Annotated in this window: 7 protein-coding genes; 4 read left to right on the plus strand and 3 right to left on the minus strand. The window is 71.1% G+C overall.

Going from position 1 to position 24009, the window contains the following annotated elements; genetic code table 11:
• Nucleotides 1–24: 24 nt before the first annotated feature.
• Nucleotides 25–15831: an amino acid adenylation domain-containing protein gene (locus OG714_RS07660; RefSeq protein WP_406119494.1), complete on the minus strand. Its 15807-nt coding sequence runs from the start codon at nucleotides 15829–15831 to the stop codon at nucleotides 25–27.
• Between the two features lie 496 nt (nucleotides 15832–16327).
• Here OG714_RS07660 and OG714_RS07665 point away from each other — a divergent pair, with 496 nt between their 5' ends.
• Nucleotides 16328–17644 (plus strand): helix-turn-helix domain-containing protein, encoded by a 1317-nt coding sequence (locus OG714_RS07665; RefSeq protein ID WP_406131748.1) that lies wholly within the window; start codon nucleotides 16328–16330, stop codon nucleotides 17642–17644.
• A 55-nt stretch (nucleotides 17645–17699) separates the two neighbouring features.
• Here the strand turns inward: OG714_RS07665 and OG714_RS07670 are convergent, their stop codons facing one another.
• Nucleotides 17700–20402 (minus strand): non-ribosomal peptide synthetase, encoded by a 2703-nt coding sequence (locus tag OG714_RS07670; protein WP_406119496.1) that lies wholly within the window; start codon nucleotides 20400–20402, stop codon nucleotides 17700–17702.
• A gap of 259 nt (nucleotides 20403–20661) precedes the next feature.
• On the opposite strand from OG714_RS07670, the gene OG714_RS07675 reads away from it, so the two are divergent.
• Nucleotides 20662–21429 (plus strand): FkbM family methyltransferase, encoded by a 768-nt coding sequence (locus tag OG714_RS07675; RefSeq protein ID WP_393765524.1) that lies wholly within the window; start codon nucleotides 20662–20664, stop codon nucleotides 21427–21429.
• A 1-nt stretch (nucleotide 21430) separates the two neighbouring features.
• Nucleotides 21431–22312 carry a thioesterase II family protein gene (locus OG714_RS07680; protein WP_406119498.1) on the plus strand — a complete coding sequence of 294 codons (882 nt, stop codon included), beginning with the start codon at nucleotides 21431–21433 and terminating at the stop codon, nucleotides 22310–22312.
• Nucleotides 22313–22417: 105 nt separating this feature from the next.
• Here the strand turns inward: OG714_RS07680 and OG714_RS07685 are convergent, their stop codons facing one another.
• Entirely contained in the window at nucleotides 22418–22630 is a 213-nt protein-coding gene (locus tag OG714_RS07685; protein WP_393765528.1) for an MbtH family protein, read from the minus strand.
• Between the two features lie 338 nt (nucleotides 22631–22968).
• Here OG714_RS07685 and OG714_RS07690 point away from each other — a divergent pair, with 338 nt between their 5' ends.
• Complete coding sequence (locus OG714_RS07690; protein WP_406119500.1) at nucleotides 22969–24003, plus strand: beta-ketoacyl-ACP synthase III; 1035 nt, start codon at nucleotides 22969–22971, stop codon at nucleotides 24001–24003.
• Nucleotides 24004–24009 lie beyond the last annotated feature (6 nt).

Consider the following 24009-nt stretch of genomic DNA (forward strand, 5'->3'; position numbering starts at 1 on the left):
GTCACCTGCCGGCCGTGGGACGGCTCATACGCCGTCGGGCCTGCGCATGCGCCGCAGCGCGGGCCTGGCCTTCGGCCGCCGGTCACCCTGGTCGGCGAGCCAGCCCGCGAGTGCGGCCGGCGTGGGCGAGGTGAAGACGGTACGGATCGGCAGCTCCTCGCCCAGCACCGTACGCACTCGGCTGACCAGGCGTGTGGCCAGCAGCGAATGACCGCCGAGGGCGAAGAAGTCGTCGTCCGCACCGACCGTCGGCAGGCCCAGCACCCGTGCGAACGCCTGACAGAGGATCCGCTCCTGTTCCGTGGCCGGTTCCCGGCCGGCCCCCGCCGACGCGGCGACATCCGGCTCCGGCAGCGCCGCGCGGTCCAGTTTGCCGTTGACCGTCAGCGGAAGCGCGTCGAGGACCACGACCGCCGACGGCACCATGTACTGCGGCAGAGCCCGCGCGACGTGGTCGCGCACCGTCCGGCCGAGCGCGCCGTCGTCGGCGTCCGAGCGGTCGCCCGCGGGCACGACGTAGGCCACCAGACGCCCCTCGCCCGAGGCGTCCACGCGTACGGTCACGGCGGCCCGCGCCAGCGCGGGGTGTCCGGTCAGTACGGACGCGATCTCCTCCGGCTCCACCCGGAAGCCACGGATCTTCACCTGCGCGTCGTCCCGCCCGGCGAACACCAGCCGGCCGTCGGCCGTCCACCGCACCCGGTCACCCGTCCGGTACATCCGCTCACCGGGCCCGGTGTACGGGGACGCCACGAACCGCTCGGCCGTCAGGTCGGGCCGCCCCACGTACCCGCGGGCCAGGTTGGAGCCCGCGACGTACAGTTCGCCCGCCACCCCGACCGGGACGGGGGCGAGCCGGTCGTCGAGGACGAACGCCCGCACACCGCTGATCGGACCGCCGATGTCCGGGTCGTCGCCCACTGCCAGCGGCCGGGACATCGTCGCGCACACCGTTGTCTCCGTCGGCCCGTAGGCGTTGACGAGCCGCCGCCCCGGCGCCCAGCGCCCCACCAGCTCCCTGCCCAGCGCTTCACCGGCCGAGACCAGGGTCGTCACCGGTGCCAGGTCCTCGGGCGTCATCTCGGCCAGGACCGCCGGCGGCAGGGTCACGTGCGTCACCGCGTGCCGGGACAGCACCCGCGCCAGCCCGGGCCCGGGCAGAAGCTCGTCGGCCCCGGCCATGACGAGGCGGGCACCGCAGGACAGCGCCACGACCACGTCCGACACCGCCGCGTCGAAGCTCATCGACGCGAACTGCAGCAGACGGCTCGATCCGTCCACGGCGAACCGGTCCGTCTGCGCGGCCGCCAGGTTCGCCAGCCCAGCGTGCGACACGGCCACGCCCTTGGGGCGACCCGTCGAACCGGACGTATAGATCACGTAGGCCATCCGGTCGGGTGTTCCGGCCACTCGGGGAGCGGTCACCGGAGCCGTCTCCAGGGCGGTCTCCACCCCGGGATCGTCCAGGTTCAGCACCAGAGGCCCCGGAGCGGAGAAGCGCCGCGTCAGGTCGCTCCGGCCGACGACGACGTCGGCCCCGCTGTCCGAGAGCATGAACGCCAGCCGCTCCCCCGGGTACTCCGGATCCAGGGGAAGATACGCCGCCCCTGCCTTCCACACGCCGAGGATCGCGGCCACCGCCTCCACGCCCCGCGGCAGGCACAGACCCACCACGGACTCCGGCCCCACCCCGTGATCCCTCAGGAGGTGTGCCAGGCGGCTGGCCCGCGTGTCGAGTTCCGCGTACGACACCTCGGTCGCACCGGCCACGACCGCGACCGCGTCGGGAGTCCTGGCCACCTGGGCCTCGAACAGCTCCGGCGCCGTCACCGCGACGGCCGGCCCACCGGTGTCGTTCCACTCCGTCAGCACCCGCCGCAGTTCGTGCGCGGGCACCGCCTCAACGGCCACGAACCGTGTGTCGGGTGCTTCTTCCAGCGCGGTCACCAGGTTGCCGACGGTGGTGTGCAGCATGGAGCACAGGGCGTCGGCGTCCACGGAAGCCACCGCGTCGACGGTGAGGGCGAACCCCGAACCGAGGTCGTCCACCGCCACGGCGACCGGATAGTTGGTGCGTTCCCGGGTGAGCAGCAGGCTCACGCCGTCCGGCATGGTGCCGCTGCCCCGCTCCGCTGTGCGGGCGGCGGCCTGATGGTGCCGGTAGTTGAAGATCGAGGTGAACAGCGGGCTGCCGCCCGGGACGCCGCCGGCCCGTTGCGCCAGCGCCAGCGGGGCGTGCTCGTGCACCAGCAACTCGGCCAGCTGGTCCCGCAGTCCGAGCAGTACGTCGCTCACCTTCGACGATCCCACGCGTACCCGCACGGGCAGGGTGTTGATGAAGGGCCCCTGGACGCGGTCGGCTCCGGCCCCGGCGTTCATCCGGCCGAAGAGCACGGTGCCGAACACCACGTCCTCCCGGCCGCTGACCGTCGCGAGGACACGGGCCCACGCCAGGTGGAACACCGTGGCCGGGCTGACACCGAGCGACCTCGCCACCTCGCGCACCCGACCTGCCAGTCCGTCGTCGACGGACCACCGTGAACGGTCCGCGTCAGTGCCGTCACCGTGGACGTCCAGCAGCCCGTACGGGGCCGTAGTCTCCTCGACGTCCCCGAGCAGATCCCTGAAGTACCGCTCGTGTTCCTCCCTCGTCACGCCCAGCCGGGCCTGCGCCACGAAGTCCCGGAACGGAAGCGCCTCGGGAAGCGTGTCGCCCCGGCCCGACAAGAAGGCGCCCAACTCTCTCAGCAGGGCTTCCTGACTCGTGTGGTCCCGGACGGTCTGGTGGATCCGGATGAGGCACACCCATCGGTCAACGCCCGGCCGGGCGGCGATGTGCGCACGGATCAGCGGAGCGCTGCTCAGGTCCATCCGGCCCCCGGCATGCGCCAGCAACTGCCTTACCGTGTCGCCGCCTTCGGGGTCGGCCACGAACTCCTCGACGGGCAGCTCCACTTCGCGCAGCACCACCTGGACAGGCTCGCGCAGTTCCCGCCACAGAATCGCGGTCCGGTAGATGTCGTGCCGGTCCACCACCCGCTGCAACGCCCCGAGGAACGCGTCCAGCCGCTCCCGCGACTCCAACTCGAGCACGATCGGCAGCACATAGACATCGCCTCCCTCCTGATCAGCGACCAGGTGGTGGAAGAGGATGCCCTCCTGGAGCGGGGCGAGCGGGTAGACGTCGGCGATGTTGGCCGCGCCGCCCGGTATCTGCGCGACGACGTGCTCCAGCTCGGCCTCGCTCAGCTCGACGAGCGGGAGCATGTCCGGGGTGATGCGCTCGGCACCCTCCGGAATCCGGTTCTCCGGAACGTCGACCGCGTCCGGAGCCGCGACAGCTGCCAGTCCTGCGGGGGTCGGCGTCTGGAACAGCGCGCGCACCGAAACGGACACACCCCGGCCGCGGAGCTGCTCCACCAGCGACACCGCCAGCAGCGAGTGCCCACCCAGCGAGAAGAAGTCGTCATCGACACCGACCGCGGGCAGGCCCAGGACCTGGGCGAAGGCCTGGCACAGGATCTCCTCCTGCACGGTTGCCGGCGGACGCCCCGTGTCCGCCGTCGCCGCAGCACCGTAGTCAGGAGCCGGCAGCGCCTTGCGGTCCAGTTTCCCGTTACCGGTCAGCGGCAAGGCATCGAGGACCACCACGGCTGCGGGGACCATGTACTCCGGCAGACGGGCGGCCACGAACTCCTTCACCGTTGTGGTGAGTTCAGCAGCGTCCGTGTCGTCGGCCTCGCCGGTGACGACGTAGGCGACGAGTCGGACATCGCCCGGGGTGTCCTCGCGGGCGACGACTGCAGCGTGGGTGACCAGCGGGTGCGCGGCTACGACGGCCTGGACCTCGCCGGGCTCCACGCGGAAGCCGCGGATCTTCACCTGCTCATCCGCACGCCCGGCGAACACCAGCCGCCCATCGACCGTCCACCGTGCGCGGTCCCCCGTGCGGTACATCCGCTCACCGGATGTACCGAAGGGACACGCAACGAACCGCTCCGCCGTCAGCCCGGACCGGCCGACATACCCGCGCGCCACCTGCGCACCGGCCACATACAACTCACCCACCACACCCACCGGAACTGGCTTCAGGTCCCTGTCCAGGACGTAGGTCTGCGTGTTGGCCACCGGAGAACCCACCGGGATCACCCCGGACGCCACATCCCGCACAGTCAGCCGCGTGGTAGCCACACCGACCGTGGTCTCCGTCGGCCCGTAATGGTTGAACACCATGCGCTCAGCGGCAGCCGCCCCCAGCAACTCACCCACCAACTCGGCGGAGGCCGCCTCACCACCCAGGACCAGAGAGCGCACCGAGGCCACCGACGCCGCACCCAACGCCGCCACGTGCGACGGCACCGCCTTCAGACAATCGATCCCCTGCTCCGTGAGGTAGGCCGCCACCGCGACCGGATCGGTCACCGACTCCTCATCGATGAAGTGCAGTTCACCCCCACCGGTCAGGCTCGCGAAGACGGTCGTGTTCGCCAGGTCGGTCGCCTGACCCTGCACCACCGCATACCGGCCTCCGATGCCGAAGCCCACCCGCTCGGGCACCGAGGTGACGTAATTGGCCAATCCTGCGTGGGTGACCGCGACGCCCTTCGCGCGCCCCGTCGAACCCGACGTATAGACCACATACGCCACCTGCCCCGGCAGAATCTCCACCCCCGGCGCCGTCTCCGGGAACGCGGCCAACTGCATCGCCGTGAGCGTGTCATCGACGGCGACCAGACGATGACGTCCCGCCGGAAGATCCTCCAGGATCTCCTCCGTCGTGAGTGTCAGCACCGCACCACTGTCACGCAGGACGAACGCCACCCGCTCCGCCGGCTGACCCACATCCACCGGCACATACGCCGCCCCCACCTTCCACACCCCCAACATCCCGACCAGCGTCTCCACCCCCCGCGGCAGACACAAACCCACCACCGACTCCGCACCCACACCCTGCGCCCGCAGAAAATGCGCCAGCCGATTCGCCCGCACCTCCAACTCCCCGAACGACACCGACACACCCCCCTGCACCACCGCCACCACACCCGGCGACCGCACCACCTGCCCCTCGAACAACCCCAGGACCGTAGCCCCCGCCACCGGCAGACCGGTGTCGTTCCACTCCACCACCACCCGCCGACGCTCAGCCTCGTCAACGACTTCCACCGAAGACAGCCGCAGCTCGGGCTCGGTCAACAACTGGTCCAGCACCCGGACCCAGCGGTCGGCAACGGTTCGAGCGGTCCTGGGGTCGAACAGGTCGGTCGCGACCGTCAACGCACCGTGCACGCCCATCGGGCCACCGTCGGGGTCGTACGACTCACCGACCATCACGTCCAGGTCGAACTTCGCCGCCGGGCGGGCGGTCGGGAGGAGTTCGACGTCGATGCCGGGCAGTTCCAGGGTCGCTTCCGCGGTGTTGTGCATCGTGAAGACGACCTGGAAGAGGGGATGCCGGGCCAGCGACCGGGCCGGTGCCAGTTCCTCCACCAACCGCTCGAACGGCACATCCTGATGCCCGAACCCCGCAAGACTCGTCTCCCGGACCCGCTCCAGCACCTGAGCGAACGTCGGATCACCCGACAGATCCGTACGGATCACCAGCGTGTTGACGAAACAGCCCACCAACTCGTCCAACGCCTCATCCGTACGCCCCGCGATCGCCGAACCGATCGGGATGTCCGTCCCCGCACCCAGCCGCGACAACGTCACCGCCAACGCCGCCTGCAACACCATGAACACCGTCACACCACGCTCACGGGCCACCTCACGCAACCGCACATGCACCCCAGCCGGCATCTCGAACACCGCCGTATGCCCACGATGCGACGCCACCGCAGGACGCGGACGATCGAACGGAAGCCCCAACTCCTCCGGAACCCCCGCCAACGCCTCACGCCAAAAACCCACCTGACGCGACATCAAACTGTCCGCGTCCTCCTCGGACCCCAGCAACTCCCGCTGCCACAACGCATAGTCCGCGTACTGCACCGGCAACGCACCCCACCCGGGCGCCCGACCCTCACACCGCGCCGCGTACGCCACCGACACATCCCGCGCCAGGGGGCGGGTCGACCAACCGTCGCCCGCGATGTGGTGCACCACCAAGGCGAGTACGTGCTCCTCGGTACCGGTCTCGAACAACCACGCCTTCAACGGAGCCTCGGCCGCGAGGTCGAAGGCGTACGAAGAGATCCGCGCGAGTGTGGCCGACAGCTCGGAGGAGTCGAGCCGGACGGCAGGCAGCTCCCACTCGACCTCGTCCACTCCGAGAACATTCTGGTACGGCTCGCCGTCCACGACTCGGAAGACCGTGCGCAGGGATTCATGGCGCGATATGACGTCCCGCAGCGCGTCGGCCAGAGCCCGTGTGTCGAGCCGCCCGGTGAGCCGCAGCGCCACCGGGCTGTTGTACGTCTGGCTCGGCCCCTCCAACTGGCCGATGAACCAGAGCCGGCGCTGCCCGTACGACAGAGGCACCCGTTCCGGGCGGCCCATCGGTACCAGGGCTGCGCGCGCCTCGTCCGCTTCTGCCAGCCGGGCGGCCAACCCTGCCACTGTGGGTGCCTCGAAGAGTTCGCGGATCCCCACTTCCACGCCGAGCAGGGTCCGCAACCGGCTCACCAGTCTGGTCGCCAGCAGTGAGTGCCCGCCCAGCGCGAAGAAGTCGTCATTCACGCCGACCGCGGGCAGGCCCAGGACCTGGGCGAAGGCCTGGCACAGGATCTCCTCCTGCAAGGAGACCGGAGCCCGGTCCGAATCGGTCGTCGCCGCCGCGTATTCGGGGCTGGGCAGGGCCTTGCGGTCCAGCTTCCCGTTACCGGTCAGCGGCAGGGCATCGAGGACCACCACGGCCGCGGGAACCATGTGGTCCGGCAGACGCGCGGCGACGAACTCCTTCACCGTCGCGCTGAGTTCAGCAGTGTCCGTATCGTCCGTCTCGCCGGTGACGACGTAGGCGACGAGTCGGACATCGCCCGGGGTGTCCTCGCGGGCGACGACTGCGGCGTGGGCGACCAGCGGGTGCGCGGCTACGACGGCCTGCACCTCGCCGGGCTCGACCCGGAAGCCGCGGATCTTCACCTGCTCATCCGCACGACCCGCGAACACCAGCCGCCCATCGACCGTCCAACGCACCCGGTCCCCCGTGCGATACATCCGCTCACCGGATGTACCGAAGGGACACGCAACGAACCGCTCCGCCGTCAGCCCGGACCGGCCGACATACCCGCGCGCCACCTGCGCACCGGCCACATACAACTCACCGACCACACCCACCGGAACGGGGCGGAGCCACTCGTCCAGGACGTAGGTCTGCGTGTTGGCCACCGGAGAACCCACCGGGATCACCCCGGACGCCACATCCCGCACAGTCAGCCGCGTGGTAGCCACACCGACCGTGGTCTCCGTCGGCCCGTAATGGTTGAACACCGCCCGATCACCGGCCGATGCCAGCAGCTCACCCACCAGCTCGGCGGAAGCCGCCTCACCACCCAGAACCACAGACCGCACCGAGGCCACCGACGCCGCACCCAACGCCGCCACATGCGACGGCACCGCCTTCAGACAATCGATCCCCTGCTCCGTGAGGTAGGCCGCCACCGCCGCCGGATCGGTCACCGACTCCTCATCGATGAAGTGCAGTTCACCCCCGCCGGTCAAGCTCGCGAAGACCGTCGTGTTCGCCAGGTCGGTCGCCTGACCCTGCACCACCGCATACCGGCCCCCACCACCAAAGCCCACCCGCTCAGGCACCGAGGTGACGTAATTCGCCAACCCTGCGTGGGTGACCGCGACGCCCTTCGCGCGCCCCGTCGAACCCGACGTATAGACCACATACGCCACCTGCCCCGGCAGAATCTCCACCCCCGGTGCAGTCTCCGGGAACACGGCCAACTGCATCGCCGTGAGCGTGTCATCGACGGCGACCACACGATGACGTCCCGCCGGAAGATCCTCCAGGATCTCCTCCGTCGTCAACGTCAGCACCGCACCACTGTCACCCAGGACGAACGCCACCCGCTCCGCCGGCTGACCCACATCCACCGGCACATACGCCGCCCCCACCTTCCACACCCCCAACATCCCGACCAGCGTCTCCACCCCCCGCGGCAGACACAAACCCACCACCGACTCCGCACCCACACCCTGCGCCCGCAGAAAATGCGCCAGCCGGCTCGCCCGTCCGTCCAGTTCCGCGAACGACACCGACACATCCCCCTGCACCACCGCCACCCCACCCGGCGACCGCACCACCTGCCCCTCGAACAACCCCAACACCGACATCCACGGCAAATCCACCACCGTGTCGTTCCACTCCACCACCACCCGCCGACGCTCAGCCGGCAAGACGACATCCACCGCGCCCACTCGGGCCTGTGTGTCCTCGGTCAGCTCGGACAGGACGTGGATGAACCGCTCCGCCAGCCGCCCGGCCGTGGTCGCGTCGAAGAGGTCCGCGGCGACGGTGACAGCGCCTCGCACCCCGGCGGGGTCGCCCTCTGCGTCGAACTCCTCCTCGACCATCACGTCGAGGTCGAACTTCGCGGAGGGCTTGCCCAGGAAGAGCTGCGTGGACCGGATGCCGGGCAGGGTCAGTGTCGCTTCACCCGTTTCCTTGCCGGACGTGGCGTTCAGCTTGGTGAGGACGACCTGGAAGAGGGGATGCCGGGCCAGGGACCGGGCCGGTGCCAGTTCCTCCACCAACCGCTCGAACGGCACATCCTGATGCCCGAACCCCGCCAGACTCGTCTCCCGGACCCGCTCCAGCACCTGAGCGAACGTCGGATCACCCGACAGATCCGTACGGATCACCAGCGTGTTGACGAAGCAGCCCACCAACTCGTCCAACGCCTCATCCGTACGGCCCGCGACCGCCGAACCGATCGGGATGTCCGTCCCCGCACCCAACCGCGACAACGTCACCGCCAACGCCGCCTGCAACACCATGAACACCGTCACACCACGCTCACGGGCCACCTCACGCAACCGCACATGCACCCCAGCCGGCATCTCGAACACCGCCGTATGCCCACGATGCGACGCCACCGCAGGACGCGGACGATCGAACGGAAGCCCCAACTCCTCCGGAACCCCCGCCAACGCCTCACGCCAAAAACCCACCTGACGCGACATCAAACTGTCCGCGTCCTCCTCGGACCCCAGCAACTCCCGCTGCCACAACGCATAGTCCGCGTACTGCACCGGCAACGCACCCCACCCGGGCGCCCGACCCTCACACCGCGCCGCGTACGCCACCGACACATCCCGCGCGAGCGGACCCATCGACCAGCCGTCACCGGCGATGTGGTGCACCACGAGCACCAGCACGTGCTCGTCGCGGTCCACCCCGAACAACCAGGCGCGGACGGGCGTCTCGACGGACAGGTCGAAAGCGTAGCCAGCGGCTCGGGCCATCGCTGCCGTGAGGTCGCCCGGGGCGATCTCACCGGGCGGCAGGTCGGCAGAGGGTTCGATCGTCGGCAGGTCGATCACCGGCTCGGTCAGTGACAGGTCGCCGAGGTCGAGCAGGCGGCCGTCCTGGTGTGGCTGCCGCCCTTGCCGCACATCGACCACGGTGAGGTCCCAGTCGAGCTCGTCGACGGGGACGATCCGCTGGTAGGGCTCCCCGTCGGCAACGGGGAACACCGTCCGCAGCACCTCGTGCCGCTCGATGACGTCCGTCAGCGCCTGGGCGAGGGCCTGCCGGTCCAGATCCCCCGTGAGGCGTACGACGACCGGGCTGTTGTAGGTCTGGCTGGGGCCTTCCAGCTGGCCGATGAACCACAGCCGGCGCTGCCCGTACGACAGGGGCAGCCGCTCCGGCCTCCGCCGCTCGGCCAAGGCCGCGCGGGCCGTGCCCGCTCCGGCCAGTCCGGCGGCCACACCGGCCGGGGTCGGGGCGTCGAAGAGCGTCCTGATCTCCATCTCCACGCCGAGTACGGTGCGGATCCGGCTGACGAGTCGTGTGGCCAGCAGCGAATGCCCGCCCAGTTCGAAGAAGTCGTCGTCGACGCCGACGCTCTCCAGGCCCAGGACCTCGGCGAACGCGCCGCACAGGATCTCCTCCCGGAGATCTGCCGGTCCGCGGCGCGATCGAGCGGCCGCCGCGGCGTAGTCGGGGGTCGGCAGGGCCGAGCGGTCGAGCTTGCCGTTGCCGGTCAGCGGCAGCGTCTCCAGGACCACCACCACCGACGGCACCATGTGCTCCGGAAGCCGTTCACCGGCGTAGGCGCGCAACGAGGCGGCGAGGGTCGTGGGGTCGGCGTCCTCGTCATCGGTGACGACGTACGCGACCAGGCGCACCTCTCCGGGGATGTCCTCCCGGGCGACGACGGCCGCTCGGGTGGTCTGCGGGTGGGCATCCAGTACCGCCCGGACCTCTCCGGGCTCGACGCGGAAGCCGCGGATCTTGGTCTGTTCGTCGACACGGCCGGCGAAGACGACCTGGCCGTCCGGAGTCCAGCGGGCGCGGTCCCCCGTGCGGTACATCCGCTCGCCGTTCGCGAAGGGGCATGCCACGAAGCGTTCGGCGGTCAGCCCCGGCTGTCCCGTGTAGCCGCGCGCCAGCTGCGCGCCCGCGACGTACAGCTCCCCCACCACGCCCTGCGGGACCGGTTCCAGGGTGGCGTCCAGCACGTACAGCCGGGTGTTCGCCGTCGGGGTGCCCACCGGTATCACTCCGGAGGCAGCCCGGTCCGGGGTGAGGCGGGTGGTGGCGACGCCGATCGTCGTCTCCGTGGGCCCGTAGTGGTTGAAGACGGCCCGGTCGCCGGCCATGGCCAGGAGCTCACCCACGAGCGCGGGCGAAGCGGCTTCACCGCCGAGGACCAGTGCTCGGGCGGGCAGTGCACCGTCGGGGCCGAGAGCGGCCACGTGTGAGGGGACCGCCTTCAGGAAGTCGATCCGGTGTTCCGTCAGGTACGCCGCGACGGCGATCGGGTCGGTGACCGTCTCCGCGTCCAGGACGTGGAGTTCACCACCCGTGGTCAGGGACGCGAACACCACGGTGTTGCCCAGGTCCGTGGCCTGTGCCTGGAGTACCGCGTAGCGGCCGCCCGGCGTGCCGAAGCCCACCCGGGCCGGCACCGAGGTCACGTAGTTGGCCAGCGCGCCGTGGGTGACGGCCACTCCCTTGGGGCGCCCGGTCGACCCCGACGTGTACATCACGTAGGCCACCTGTTGCGCCCACAGGTCTACGTCGGGTGCCGTGGGAGGCGCGGCGGTGAGCTGGGCCGCGACCATGATGCCGTCCACCGCGACCAGGCGGTGCCGTCCCGCGGGGAGTTCCTCCAGGATCTCCTCGGTGGTCAGCGTCAGCACGGCACGGCTGTCGCCGAGCATGAACGCGATGCGTTCCGCGGGCTGGCCGGGGTCGATCGGCAGGTAGGCCGCGCCCGCCTTCCACACCGCCAGCATTCCGGTGACGGTCTCCACGCCCCGCGGCAGGCACAGGCCCACCACCGAGTCCGTGCCCACGCCCTGGGCCCGCAGGTAGTGCGCCAGCCGGTTCGCCCGTCCGTCCAGTTCCGCGAACGACACCGAACCACCGGACGAGACGACGGCCGTGGCATCGGCCGTCCGTGCCGCCTGCGCCGCGAACAGTTCGGGCACCAGCTCGCCCGCCGGCTCGGCCGCCGTGTCGTTCCACCCGGTCAGGACCTGTGCGCGTTCGGCGGGTGCGAGCACCCCGACCTGGCTCAGTCGCGTCGCGGGGGCCGTGACCAGTTCTTCAAGCGCCCGGACGAACCGGTCCGCGATCCGCTGGGCGGCTCCCTCGTCGAACAGGTCCACCGCCGCGGTCAGTGAGCCCCGGATGCCTGCCGGTGCCCCTGTCTCGTCGAACGCCTCACCCGCCATGACGTCCAGGTCGAACTTGGCCGCGGGCCGGGCGGTCGACATCATCTCCGCGCGCAGCCCCGGGAGTTCCATCAGCCCGTCGGCGATGTCGTTCATGGTGAGGACGACCTGGAAGAGGGGGTGGCGGGCGCGGGAGCGCTGCGGCGCCAGCTCCTCCACCAGCCGCTCGAACGGCACGTCCTGATGCTCGAAGGCCCCCAGGCCCGCTTCTCGCACGCGGCGCAGCACCTCGGTGAATGCCGGGTCGCCGGACAGGTCGGTGCGCACCACAAGGGTGTTGACGAAGCAGCCGACCAGGTCGTCCAGCGCCTCGTCCGTGCGCCCGGCCACCGCCGACCCGATGGGGATGTCGACGCCGGCCCCCAGGCGGGACAGCAGCACCGCCAGAGCGCCGTGCAGCACCATGAACGGTGTCACGCCCTCGGCGCGGGCCAGGTCCAGCAGCCTCGCGTGCACTTCGGCGGACACGCCGAAGGCGGCCGTGCGTCCGCGGTGACTCGCCACCGGCAGGCGTGGCCGGTCCGTCGGCAGGCGCAGTTCCTCCGGCGCGCCCGCGAGCGCGTCGCGCCAGTACGCCACCTGGCGCGACAGCACGCTCCTCGGGTCGTCGTCCGCGCCCAGCAACTCCCTTTGCCACAGGGCGTAGTCGGCGTACTGCACCGGCAGCTCGTCCCACGTAGGTGTCTGCCCCTCGCAGCGCGCCGTGTAGGCCGTGGAGATGTCCCGGGCGAGCGGTCCCATGGACCAGCCGTCACCGGCGATGTGGTGCACCAGCACCACCAGGACGTGCTCGTCCGTGCGCTCGGTGCGGAACAGCCAGGCCCGCACTGGTACTTCGGCCGACAGGTCGAAGACGTGACCGGCGGCGCCCACGACGGCGCTCGCCAGCTCCGAGAGCGTCCCGTCGGCGGACGCGGCCGGTTCGGGCAGGTCGGTCATCCGCGAGAGCTGCTCGTAGGCCCGGCCGGAATCCCGGACGGTGACCTCCGTCAGCTCCCAGTCGAGGTCCTCCGTGCCGAGGACCGCCTGGTACGGCTCTCCGTCCTCGGACGGCAGGATCGTGCGGAGCGCCTCGTGGCGGCCCAGCACGTCACGCATGGCGGCCTTCAGGGCCCCGGAGTCCAGCCGGCCGGACAGCTTCAGCACGATCGGGGTGTTGTAGGTGGCGCTGGGGCCCTCCAGCCGGCTCAGGAACCACAGCCGACGCTGCGCGAACGACAGCGGCACCCGTTCAGGGCGTTGCCGTCGGGCGAGCACCACGCGGGCCTGGTCCGCGCCCGCGAGTCTGCCGGCGAGTCCCACGACGGTCGGCGTCTCGAACACGGCCCGCATCGGCAGTTCGACGTTCAGCATGCTGCGGATGCGGCTCACGAGCTGTGTCGCGAGCAGTGAATGGCCGCCCAGGTCGAAGAAGTCGTCGTCGACGTCGACGCTCTCCAGTTCCAGGACCTCGGCGAACAGCGCGCACAGGGCCTCTTCACGAGCGTCGGCAGCGCTTCGTCCCGTGTCCGCGTCCGTGGGCCGCTGCGGTGTGGGCGGGTTCTGTGCGAGCTGCTCCGGTGCCGGCGGCTTCTGTCCGTGCTGTTCCGCCTCGGCCGCGCCGCCCGGAAGCTCCAGTTCGCCGTCGGTGGTCCAGCGCGCCCGCATGCCCGCCCGGTACATGCGTGAGCCATCCGCCGCGAACGGGTCCGCGACGAACCGCTCCGCCGTCGCCCCGGCCCGGCCCAGCAGCCCGCGCGCCACCCCGGCACCGGCCAGGTACAGCTCACCCGGCACGCCGGGCGCGACGGGGCGGAGCCCGGCGTCGAGCACGTAGACGCGGTTGTTGGCGATCGGCCGCCCGAGCCGGACCGAGCCGTCGCGCGCGACGGTGCCGGTCTCGTGGACACAGCAGGCCACCAGTGCTTCGGCACCGGTGCCGCCGGTCCGCCACGGAGCCGGGGCGTCGACGCCGTCGGGTGCTTCGGACGCGGTCCTCGCCTGCGGCAGCAGCGCGCTCAGCACGGTCCGGTCGACCGGTGCCGCCGTCTGCGGGTGCAGGCCCGCTGCTGCGTCCGCCGCCCACCCGACATGGTTGGCCAGTGCGCCGTGGGTGATTCCCACGCACGTCGGCTGCCCCGTCGCGTCCGTCGTGGGGACCACCTGCGCGAGGGTCCGGCTCGGGACAAGCAGGTCCAACGGGCCGGTGCGCGGCCCGGCCAGCGGTTCTGTCAGCGACGGATCGTCCAGGGCGATCGCTCGCACCCGGCTCCACGGCAGAGCCGGGAGCCCGTGGTCGGGGTCGTCGCGGCCGGTGAGGACGAGATCGGCCCCCGCCTCGGCGAGCAGTCGGTCGATCCTCTCGGCTGGCAGGGCCGGGTCGACAGGCAGCGTGGCGCCGCCGGCCTTCCACACCGCCAGGGTCGCCACGATCGTGTCCGTGGCGCGCGACGTGCACAGGCCGACCACGGACTCCGGGCCCACCTGCTGCTCGGCCAGATGGTGCGCCAGCCGGTCGGCCCGCCCGTCCAGCTCGGCGCAGGACATGCCGGTGCCGTCGACGATCGCGTCCGGTGTACGGGCGGCCAGCGCCTCCCACAGCCGCACCGGCGACGGCTCCGTCACCGCCTCGGAGTCCGTGTCGTTCCACTCGACGAGTACGCGCGCCCGCTCCCGCTCCGAAAGGACGTCGATCCGGCCGAGGGGGTCGGTGTGCTCGGCCGCGACGAGGCCGCGCAGGATCCGGCCGAAGCGGGGGCAGATCTGCTCCTCCGGCTCCAGGTCACGTGTGCCGCGGTGCACGTCGACGTCCAGCTGGAGCCCGGCGCCGTCCAGCCGGTCGTAGACGTCGAAGCTCAGCGTGTCGATGGGGCCGTTGGCGAGGTTGCGGGTGGTCGCCGTGCAGTCGCCGAAGCCGAGCCGGTAGTCGAACGCCATGACGTTGACGACCAGGTCGCAGAGCGGAACGCCGCCGAGGAGCTTCAGGTCGCGCAGCATGTCCTCGTAGCGGTAGCGCTGGTGCCGGGTCGCGGCCCGCACCTGTGACGTGATCTGCCGCAGGAGGCTCCCCACCGTGGTCGACTCGGCGACGGAGAGACGGATGGGGAGGATGTTCGACGTCATGCCGGGGACCGCGAGCGCGCGGCGTCCGGAACGCCCGAGGACGGGGACCCCGACGACGATGTCCCGCGCGTCCGTCATGCGGTGGTGGTAGAGGGCCGCGGCGGCGATCGTCAGACCGGCCAGGGAGGTCCGCAGCCGCCGCGCACCCAGCTTGAGGTCTGCGCTGTCCGCGGCGTCGATCCCGCCCCGGTACCGGACCGGTGTCCGGGGGAGCTGCCGGGGCCGGTGCCCGTCGGACCGTTTCGCGTGCGGGAGGTCCGACAGCGCACCCGTCCAGTACGCCCGGTCCTCCGCCAGGGCCGGGGAGGAACGGTAGGCGAGGTCCTGGTCCAGAAGGACCTCGATCGGCTCGATGATCCGGTCCTGCTGCGGATCGCGGCCTTCCACCAGGGCCGTGTAGTTGTGCGCCAGCCGGTCGGCGAACAGCCGGCCGCTGTGTCCGTCCATCACGAGGTGGTGAGCGCAGTGCAGCCAATAGTGGCGGTCCGGGCCGACCTTGATCACGGCGTAGCGGGTGAGGGGCCCGCCGAGGACGTCCATCGGCCGGCGCATCCGGCCCAGCATCCAGGCCTCTGCGGCCGCGCGGGGATCGGGCTCCGCGGTGAGGTCCAGGATCTCGACGGGGTGGTCGTCCGCGTCGCCGAGGTGCTGCCGCGGAACGCCGTCCACCAGCCGGAAGCGCAGCCGCGCCGTCTCGGCGTCGTCCATCGTGCGGCGCAGGGCTTGGGTGAGCAGGTCCACGTCGAGGGGGCCGCGTATCTCCACGTACTCGCCGACGTTGTAGACCGGGTTCCCGGGGTCGAGTTGCTGTGCGTACCAGACAGCGAGCTGACCGGCCGTGAGTTCCCGGTGTTCACCTACAGTTGCTGCCATCCCTGCACACCCCAACCGATCCGAATCATCGACTGGAGCAGCGAGGAGCAGCCGCCGTCGAGGCATGCTGAATTACCGTCCAGTCCTCAATGACAAAGCTGCGAGGGGATGCTGTTCGGCACCCCGGATACTGCGCTCGGAATTCCCGCCATGGGCTCGGAATTCCGCGGAGTTCGACGTGCTCGTCCCTTCCGACCGTCGGCGGAGCGAATCAGGACACGGACATTCACGGGCGCGGCCACTCGCCCGGTGGCCTGCTGCCTGGCCACGGCGCGCCCCATGGTGGCAGTTCCCCGCGAAGACGGTCCAGGTCGGCGCCCCGCGTGTTCAACTGAGGCAGCGCCTCACTTGAACGGCTGCCGGTCCGATGCGGGCGTGCTCCCGCTGACACCGGAAGTCGGGCCTGCGTACGGTAGGGCGGATGAGCCGTGCCCAATAGGACAGAGAGCGGGGGGCATTGAGCGTCGACCGCATATCGAAGACGCAGTTCGGTTCCGTGCTGCGCAGCGCGCGAAAGCGCGCGGGTATGACACAAGGGCAGCTCGCCGAGATCTCGACGGTGAGCATCCGGGCCATTCGGGACCTCGAACTCGACCGTACCGGCAGCCCGCGATTGCAGACCGTCCGATTACTGGCCGATGCCCTGCGGTTGAACGGGGCACGGCGGGCGGAACTGGAAGCCGTCGCCGGGCCGACGGTGGTGCGGTCGCTCCACGACGACCTGCCGGCACCACCGGCCCCCCTGTCCCCGCCCCTTGCCCGGGAGGAGGAGACGTCCTCGCTCATCGCACTGCTGCGGTCCACCGGTCACCGGCTGGTCCGGGTGGTGGGCGCGCCCGGGGTGGGCAAAACGACGCTCGTCCAGAACGTCGCGAGCGAACTGCACCGGAACCGGCTCGTTCCGGTGCTCTTCCTGGAGCGTCCTGAGGCACTGCCCGGCACCGGCCCGCACGGTTCCGCGCGCCGGCTGCTGAGCCGCGTCGCGGACGTGGTCGGCTGCGCCCCCACGGTGGACGAGGTGGCCGGCAGTCTCGCCGCGGACGAGGTCCTTCTCGTCGTCGACGACCGTGACCTCGACGAGCGGGATCACCAGGACCTGCGGGGGCTGCTGCGGCTCTGCCGCACGCTACGGGTGCTGATGGAGTCCTGCGACGCCGCCCCGGTACGCGTCGGGGAGATCACCTTCACGCTCTTCCCCCTCGACGTCCCGGAATGGGACCCCCGCGCCTGCGATGCGGCCGCCCTGGACTCCCCCGTGACGCGGTACATGCTGTCGCGCTGCGCCCTGCTCTACCCGGCGGAGGTGTCGTCCCCGGAGACGGTGGCCGCGATCGCCGGCGTGTGCTGGCTCCTCGACGGAATCCCGTCGGCGCTCGAGTCGGCTGCCTCCTGGCTGCTCATCTACGAGCCCACGGAACTTCTGCGCATGGCACAGGCGTCCCCGGCACGGCTGGTGATGCCTCCGTCCCGGACCGATGCCCCGCTCGTCGTCTGGATGCGTGACGCCCTCACGTCGCTCCCGCCGTCGCAGCTCGACGCCCTGCGCAGGCTGGTCGACGCGCGGCCCTGGACGGTGAGCGACGCCGTCACGCTGCTCGCCGGGTCCGTCACGGACACGGAGAGCGCCGTGCACGCGTTGCGCGCACGCGGTCTGGTACGCCGCGTGGCATCCGCGCACGGGAACGGGCAGCGGTTCGTGGTGCTCAACCTGGTGCGCCACCTCGTGCACTCCGAGTTCGGTGCCTCCTCCCCGGCCTGCGGTGTGCCCGTCGCGTGGGCCGGGCTCCGTGACGTCCAGCCGCTGACGTCGTGAGCGGAGCCCGCCGTCGGCGGGATCGCCGGGGCCGTGCGCGGCCGTTCCGGGTCTGTCAGCGGTCCGCCGCCTTGAGGGCCGCCACCACCTGGCGGATGGTGGGGTGGCGGTAGAACTCGCGCAGGCGGAGGGTGGGCAGCCCTTCGGCCCGCATCGCCGCGGAGCTCTTCACCGCGACCGTGGAGTTGCCTCCGGCCTCGAAGAAGTCGTCGTCGAGACCGACCGGGAAGCCCAGGAGTCGTGACCACAACTCCTGCATCCAGGCCGCCAGTTCGTCGTCCGCCGTCGGCGTGGCGTCCTCGGCGGCGCCCTTGGTGATCCCGGGGGCGGGCAGCCGGGCCACATCCACCTTGCCGCTCGTGGTCAGCGGCAGGGCATCCACCTGCGTCATCGTGGCCGGGACCATGTAGTCGGGCAGGAGGGCGGCGGCGTGTTCGCGGACAGACCGCACGTCCCCGCCGTCCAGCACCACGTAGGCGTCGAGGCGCAGGCCGGATGAACCGCCCCCGTCGGTGGAGCCCACGACAACCGCTGCGGCCCGGACGGCTCCGTCCTCCAGCAACACCGTGCGGATCTCGTCCAGTTCGATCCGGAACCCCCGTATCTTCACCTGGTCGTCCAGGCGTCCCAGGTGTTCCAGTGCCCCGTCCGGCCGCAGCCGTCCCCGGTCGCCGCTGCGGTACATGCGGCCACCGTGGTACGGGTCGGGCAGGAACCGTTCGGCGGTCAGGTCCGGTTGGCCGACGTAGCCGTGGGCGACGCCGGCACCGCCGACGCAGATCTCGCCCGCGACCCCGGGCGGCAGCAGCCGTCCCTCGGGATCCAGCACGTAGAGGTGCCATCCGGGCAGCGGTGCGCCCACCGAACGCGTCGCGCCGAGCGCCAGCTCACGTGTCACGGTCTGTGCGGTGACGTGCACGGTGGTCTCGGTGATGCCGAACATGTTCACCACCCGGCACCGGTCGTCGGGGTACGCGTCGAACCAGGGCAGCAGCATCCTGGCGTCCAGCGGTTCACCGCCCAGGATCAGCAGCCGCACCACGAGGCCCGTGTGGTCGACGGACAGGAGGTTGGCGAGGGCCGAGGGCGTCTGGCTGAGCACCGTGACCCCGTGGGCGACCATGAGGTCGCGGAACCGGTCGGGTTCGCGTGAGGTGAGGTGGGGCACGACCACGAGGCGGCCGCCGGTCAGCAGGCAGCCCCAGATCTCCCACACCGAGAAGTCGAAGGCGCTCGAGTGGAAGAACGTCCACACGTCCGCCGCTCCCAGCCCGAAGTCGGCGCGGGTCGCCCGCACGAGACTCAGCACGTTGTCGTGGGGTACGGCGACGCCCTTGGGCCGCCCGGTGGAACCGGACGTGAAGATCACGTAGGCGGTGTCGGCGTCCCCCGCGCCGCGCTGCCCGCCGGGCGCGTCCGGCGCGTGGTCGTCCTCGAGCAACTGGTCGGGGGTGGCCGGACGGTGGCCGTCCTGCGCGAGATCGAGGCGCCGGGTGACCAGCAGGTGTGCCGCCGAGGTCGCCATCATGTGGGAGACCCGTTCGGCCGGGTACGCGGGGTCGGCCGGGACGTAGGCGGCGCCGGCCTTGAGCACGCCGAGCAGCACGGCGACCAGTTCCGCCGACCGGTCCAGGCAGACTCCGACGCGGTCGCCGGGGCGAATCCCCCGCGCTCGGAGACCGGCCGCGAACATGTCCGCCAAGTCGTCGAGTTGGGCGTAGGTGAGCCGCACGTCGTCGTCGGACACCGCGACGGCGCCGGGAGCGGAGGCGACCACCCGGGCGAACGCCTCGTGCACGGTTTCCGCCGAGGCGGGCGACGCGGGCAGCGACCTGCCCAGGCGCACGATGCGGTCGCGTTCCCCGTCGTCGAAGAGCTCGGCGTCGGCGGCGGGAGTCCGCGGTGCCGTCGACGACTGCCCGTACACGTGGGCGACGTGCCGGGCCAGTTGCTCACCGGTCGTGGAACCGGCATGGCTCAGCAGGTGGTCGCAGCGCAGCCACAGCCTGCGGTCCGCCCGGCGGACGAGGGAGAACGTCAGGGGGAACACCGGCGCCAGTGAGGGGAGGTAGGCCTCGCCCTCGCGCAGCGGTTCCCCGGCGCCGCTCGGCAGCGTGCCGGCCACCACCGGGGCGGCCACGAACGCATGCGGCTGCCGGTACACCTCGTCGAGGGTGCCGTTCACCCGCACGGCCACGGCGCCCTCGTCGGATCCGAGGACGATCTCATCGGTGTCGTCGTCGGCGTAGCGTCGCAGCGTCACGGCCAGCGCGGTGCGCAGCCTTCTGTCGTCGGCCGGCGCGTCGGGCGGCAGGACCGCCCAGGCCGTGGCGGACCGGTCGCCGTCGCCCTCACCGAACCCCCAGCCGGGAGGGGTGCCGTTCTCGGTGGCCGGCGTGCTCACGGAAGCGTCGGCGATGCGCTTGAACTCCGCGGTCACCGCCTCCTGGTTCCCGTCGGCCAGCTCGGAGACCAGACGCCGCAGTCCGGCCGTGTCCAGCAGGGCGCGGGGGGCCACGACGACCAGGTCGGCCGGTCCGTCCGGGCGTCGGAGCAGGAGCGCCTGCACACCGTCCCCCGCTCTCGCCGCTTCCCCGCACCACACGTCCGGGGCGCCGTGTTTTCCCGTCACCGGTGGCACGTCCACGACGCGGAGGTACGGCACGTCGCCGACGCCCGCGAAACGCTGCATGACGAGTTCCGCCCGCGCGGGATCCGTCAGGCGGAGCCGGACGGCGTGCTGCTGTGCCCTCACCATGGGTGCGCTCCTCCGCGTCGCCGAATCACCCGAGTACGGTACGAGGCCCCGCGCACGCTGAACGGCAGTTCGGGCGGCGACTCGTAGGCAGCGCGCATACCGCCCTCTCCCCGGAAGGCGGCACGGCGCTCGGGGAAACTGCCTCAGGGATCGCCTCCCGTACTGCCGGTGCCGGAGGCGGCGGGACCCTAGTCTCGGTGCGATGACAGCAGGTGGAGGAACTCCCACGGCTCCGGTCAGGAGAAAGCTCCCGAACGGGATGCACGTCTTCAGTCTCAACGGCAACGAGACGGACTACCTGTACGGCGAGATCTTCGATGACGAGTCCTACGTCCCACCGCAGGGCTGGCGCATGTCCGAGAAGCCGGTGGTTCTCGATGTCGGCGCCAACATAGGGCTGTTCACGCTCTTCGCGACGCAGCAGTGGCCCGACGCACAGGTGTTCTCCTTCGAGCCGGCGCCCGACGTCTTCGACGCCCTCCGGCGGAACACGGGCCACCTTCCCGGTGTGCGCGTCCACAACCTGGCGCTGGGCGACGAGGACCAGACGCGCGAGCTGACCTACTACCCCAACTACACCATGATGTCGGGCTTCGACGCCGACCCGGCGGTCGACAGGGTGCTCGCCTCGGCGTTCATCACCAGCGCCGCCGACTCCATCGACGAGGAGCTCCGGGAGGAGTTCATCCATCAGGCGAAAGACCTGGTGGAAGACAGCCTCGACGAACGGCGGCTGGTGCGCTGTGACGTGCGGCGCGTGGAGACGTTCGCCGAGCGGGCCGGCATCGACCGGATCGACTTCCTCAAGGTCGACGTGGAGGGCTTCGAACTGCGGGTCCTGCGGGGCATCGGCGACCGTCTGTGGCCGACGATCGCCAATGCCGCCGTCGAGGTCGCCGATCGGGGCGGGGCGCTCAACGCGGTGGTCTCGCTCCTGGAGAGCCAGGGCATGACCACGTTCGTCCGGCAGGCGGCGGAGTACCGCACCACCGATCTCCACACCGTTTTCGCATGGCGGGTGGCGTGAGATGACGGAAGTTTCTCCCGCACCCGCACCCGCCGCCCCCGCACCGCCACCGGTACCCGCACCGCCACCGGTACCGGCACGCCCGCCGGCACCGGACCCGCGGGCCCTGCTGTCCGCCAAGCGGTGGGTCGTCCGTCCCCGGCGGACCGAGGATCCGGGCATCAGAGTCTTCTGCTTCCCGCACGCGGGCGCGGGGGCGGCCGCGTTCACCCCGTGGGCCAGGCGCCTGCCACCCGGGGCCGAACTGTGCGCCGTGCGCTACCCGGGGCGGGAGAACCGGATCGATGAGCGGCCCTTCGACGACCTCCACCGACTGGTGGACGCGCTCGCACCCGTGGTCGCGCCGCTGACCGACCGGCCTTTCGTCTTCCTCGGGCACTGCTCCGGCAGCGTCGTCGCGCTGGAAGTGGCCCGCCGCATCCGCGAGGCACAAGGGCGGCTTCCTGCCGCCCTGTTCGTGTCCTCCATCGCGGGACCCGTCCGGCATTCCTCGGAGTCGATCCACCTGCTGCCGCGGGAGGCGTTCTTCGAACGCGTCGCGCTCTACGGCGGGATCGACGCCTCCGTGCTCGACGACCCCGAGATCATGGACGTATTCGAGCCGACGCTGCGCGCCGACTTCCGTATCGCCGAGGAGGGAACGCCCGGGCAGGCGGCACCCCTGGACGTGGCGATCACCGCGGTGGGCGGCCGGCACGATCCCTTCGTGAGCTTCGAGGACCTGGCGGCCTGGCGCGAGGAGACGAGCACCGCGTTCTCCCTCCATCACATCGACGCGGGGCACTTCGTCCTGGACCAGACGATGGAGCGGATGGCGGACGCCCTGCCCGACCTCCTGCGGCAGGCCGGCGCGACCGTACCCACGCCTCGCCCGGCGGACTGAGGGCCGGCCGGGGGGCAGAACGAGTCGGCGGCACGGCGGCACACACACGCCCGTGCCCCCGGCCCGACGTGGACGTCGGACCGGGGGCACGGGCTTTTCGAATGCCTACTTCTTCTCCATGGCCTCGATCAGACTCTTGGGACGCATATCGGTCCAGGTCCTCTCGATGTAGTCGAGGCATTCCGCGCGGCCCGCCTCACCGAACACGGTCTTCCAGCCACCCGGCGTATCCACGAAGACCGGCCAGAGGGAGTGCTGCCCCTCTTCGTTGACCAAGACATAGTAGTTGGCATCGGGGTCGTCGAATGGATTCGTCACCACGCCGTCCCTTCCGAGGTAGTCAAATCAGCCGGCCGGTCAGGGCCATCCCCCGATCAGCAACGGTTGGAGGCTAATCAATCAGCGGCAGCACCACACCCATCGTTCAACTGCGCCGCCGCACCAGTTGAACAACTCACCCCTTCTCAGCTGTGAGTTCACAGCAGCAGCCGACCTTGGAAGGTGATGCGGAATTTCCGTTCCGGCGATACGTGAAGACCTTTTCCGGCCACAGTTGTGCACGGATCCGGAAATGGATACCGTCGCCGGACGATTCACATCACCTCATGCCACGGGACCGCCGTGCCGATCGCGCACGCACTTTGGGAGGCGGCTGAATGAGCGTGTCACGCCTCGGCATCGGTACCCGGAGGGATTCCCAACCCCGGGCAGCGGCCGTGATCTCCGGACTGGGAGCCTGCCTTCCGTCGAGAGCGGTCCACAACACTTCATTGGCGGAAGGCCTGGACACCAGTGACGAATGGATTCGCACCCGTACCGGAATCCAGTCCCGCCGGCGCATCGACCCGGAACTGTCGGTGCTCGACCTGGCCTGCGAGGCCGCCGGAAACGCCCTGCGGTCGGCGGGGACCGACACCGTCGACGGCCTCGTCTTCGCCACGACGACACCGGAGCGCCCCTGCCCCTCCGCAGCCCCCGAGATCGCGTCCCGCACAGGACTGGGACACGTCCTCGCCTTCGACGTCTCAGCCGCCTGCAGTGGGTTCCTGTACGCGCTGACGACGGCAGGCGCCCTGATTACGGCCGGCACCGTGGACAGCGTCCTGGTCGTGGCGGCGGAGACGTACTCACGCATCGTCGACCCGGCGGACCGGTCCACGGCCGTCCTCTTCGGGGACGGGGCAGGGGCGGTCGTGCTGCGCTCCGGCGCGACCGGCGACCCCGGGGCGCTCCTCGCCCACGACCTGGGCAGCGACGGCACGGGCGCGGATCTGATCCGGATCCCCGGCGCCCGCGAACAGAGCACCGGGCAACGCTGGTTCAGCATGTCCGGACGGAAGGTGTACCTGCAGGCCATCGACCGCATGGCGGAGTCGGCCCGACGGGTCATGAAGGACTGCGGCTGGAGCCCCGGAACTCTCGGCATGCTCGTACCGCACCAGGCGAACGCACGCATCATCGAGGCTTTGGCCGGCCGGCTCGGACTCCCGCCGGAACGCGTGCTCTGCGCACTCACACACACCGGCAACACCGCGGCCGCTTCCATCCCGCTGGCCCTGGCCGGCGCGGTGGCCGACCGCCGGCTGGAACCCGGGGCCCGCACCGTGCTGACCGCCTTCGGCGGCGGCCTCAGCTGGGCGTCCACGGGACTGATCTGGCCACAGCTGACCGCCGTCACCTCAGAGGTCTGACAGAAG

The sequence above is a fragment of the Streptomyces sp. NBC_00989 genome, from assembly GCF_045162655.1.
Taxonomy (GTDB): Bacteria; Actinomycetota; Actinomycetes; order Streptomycetales; family Streptomycetaceae; genus Streptomyces.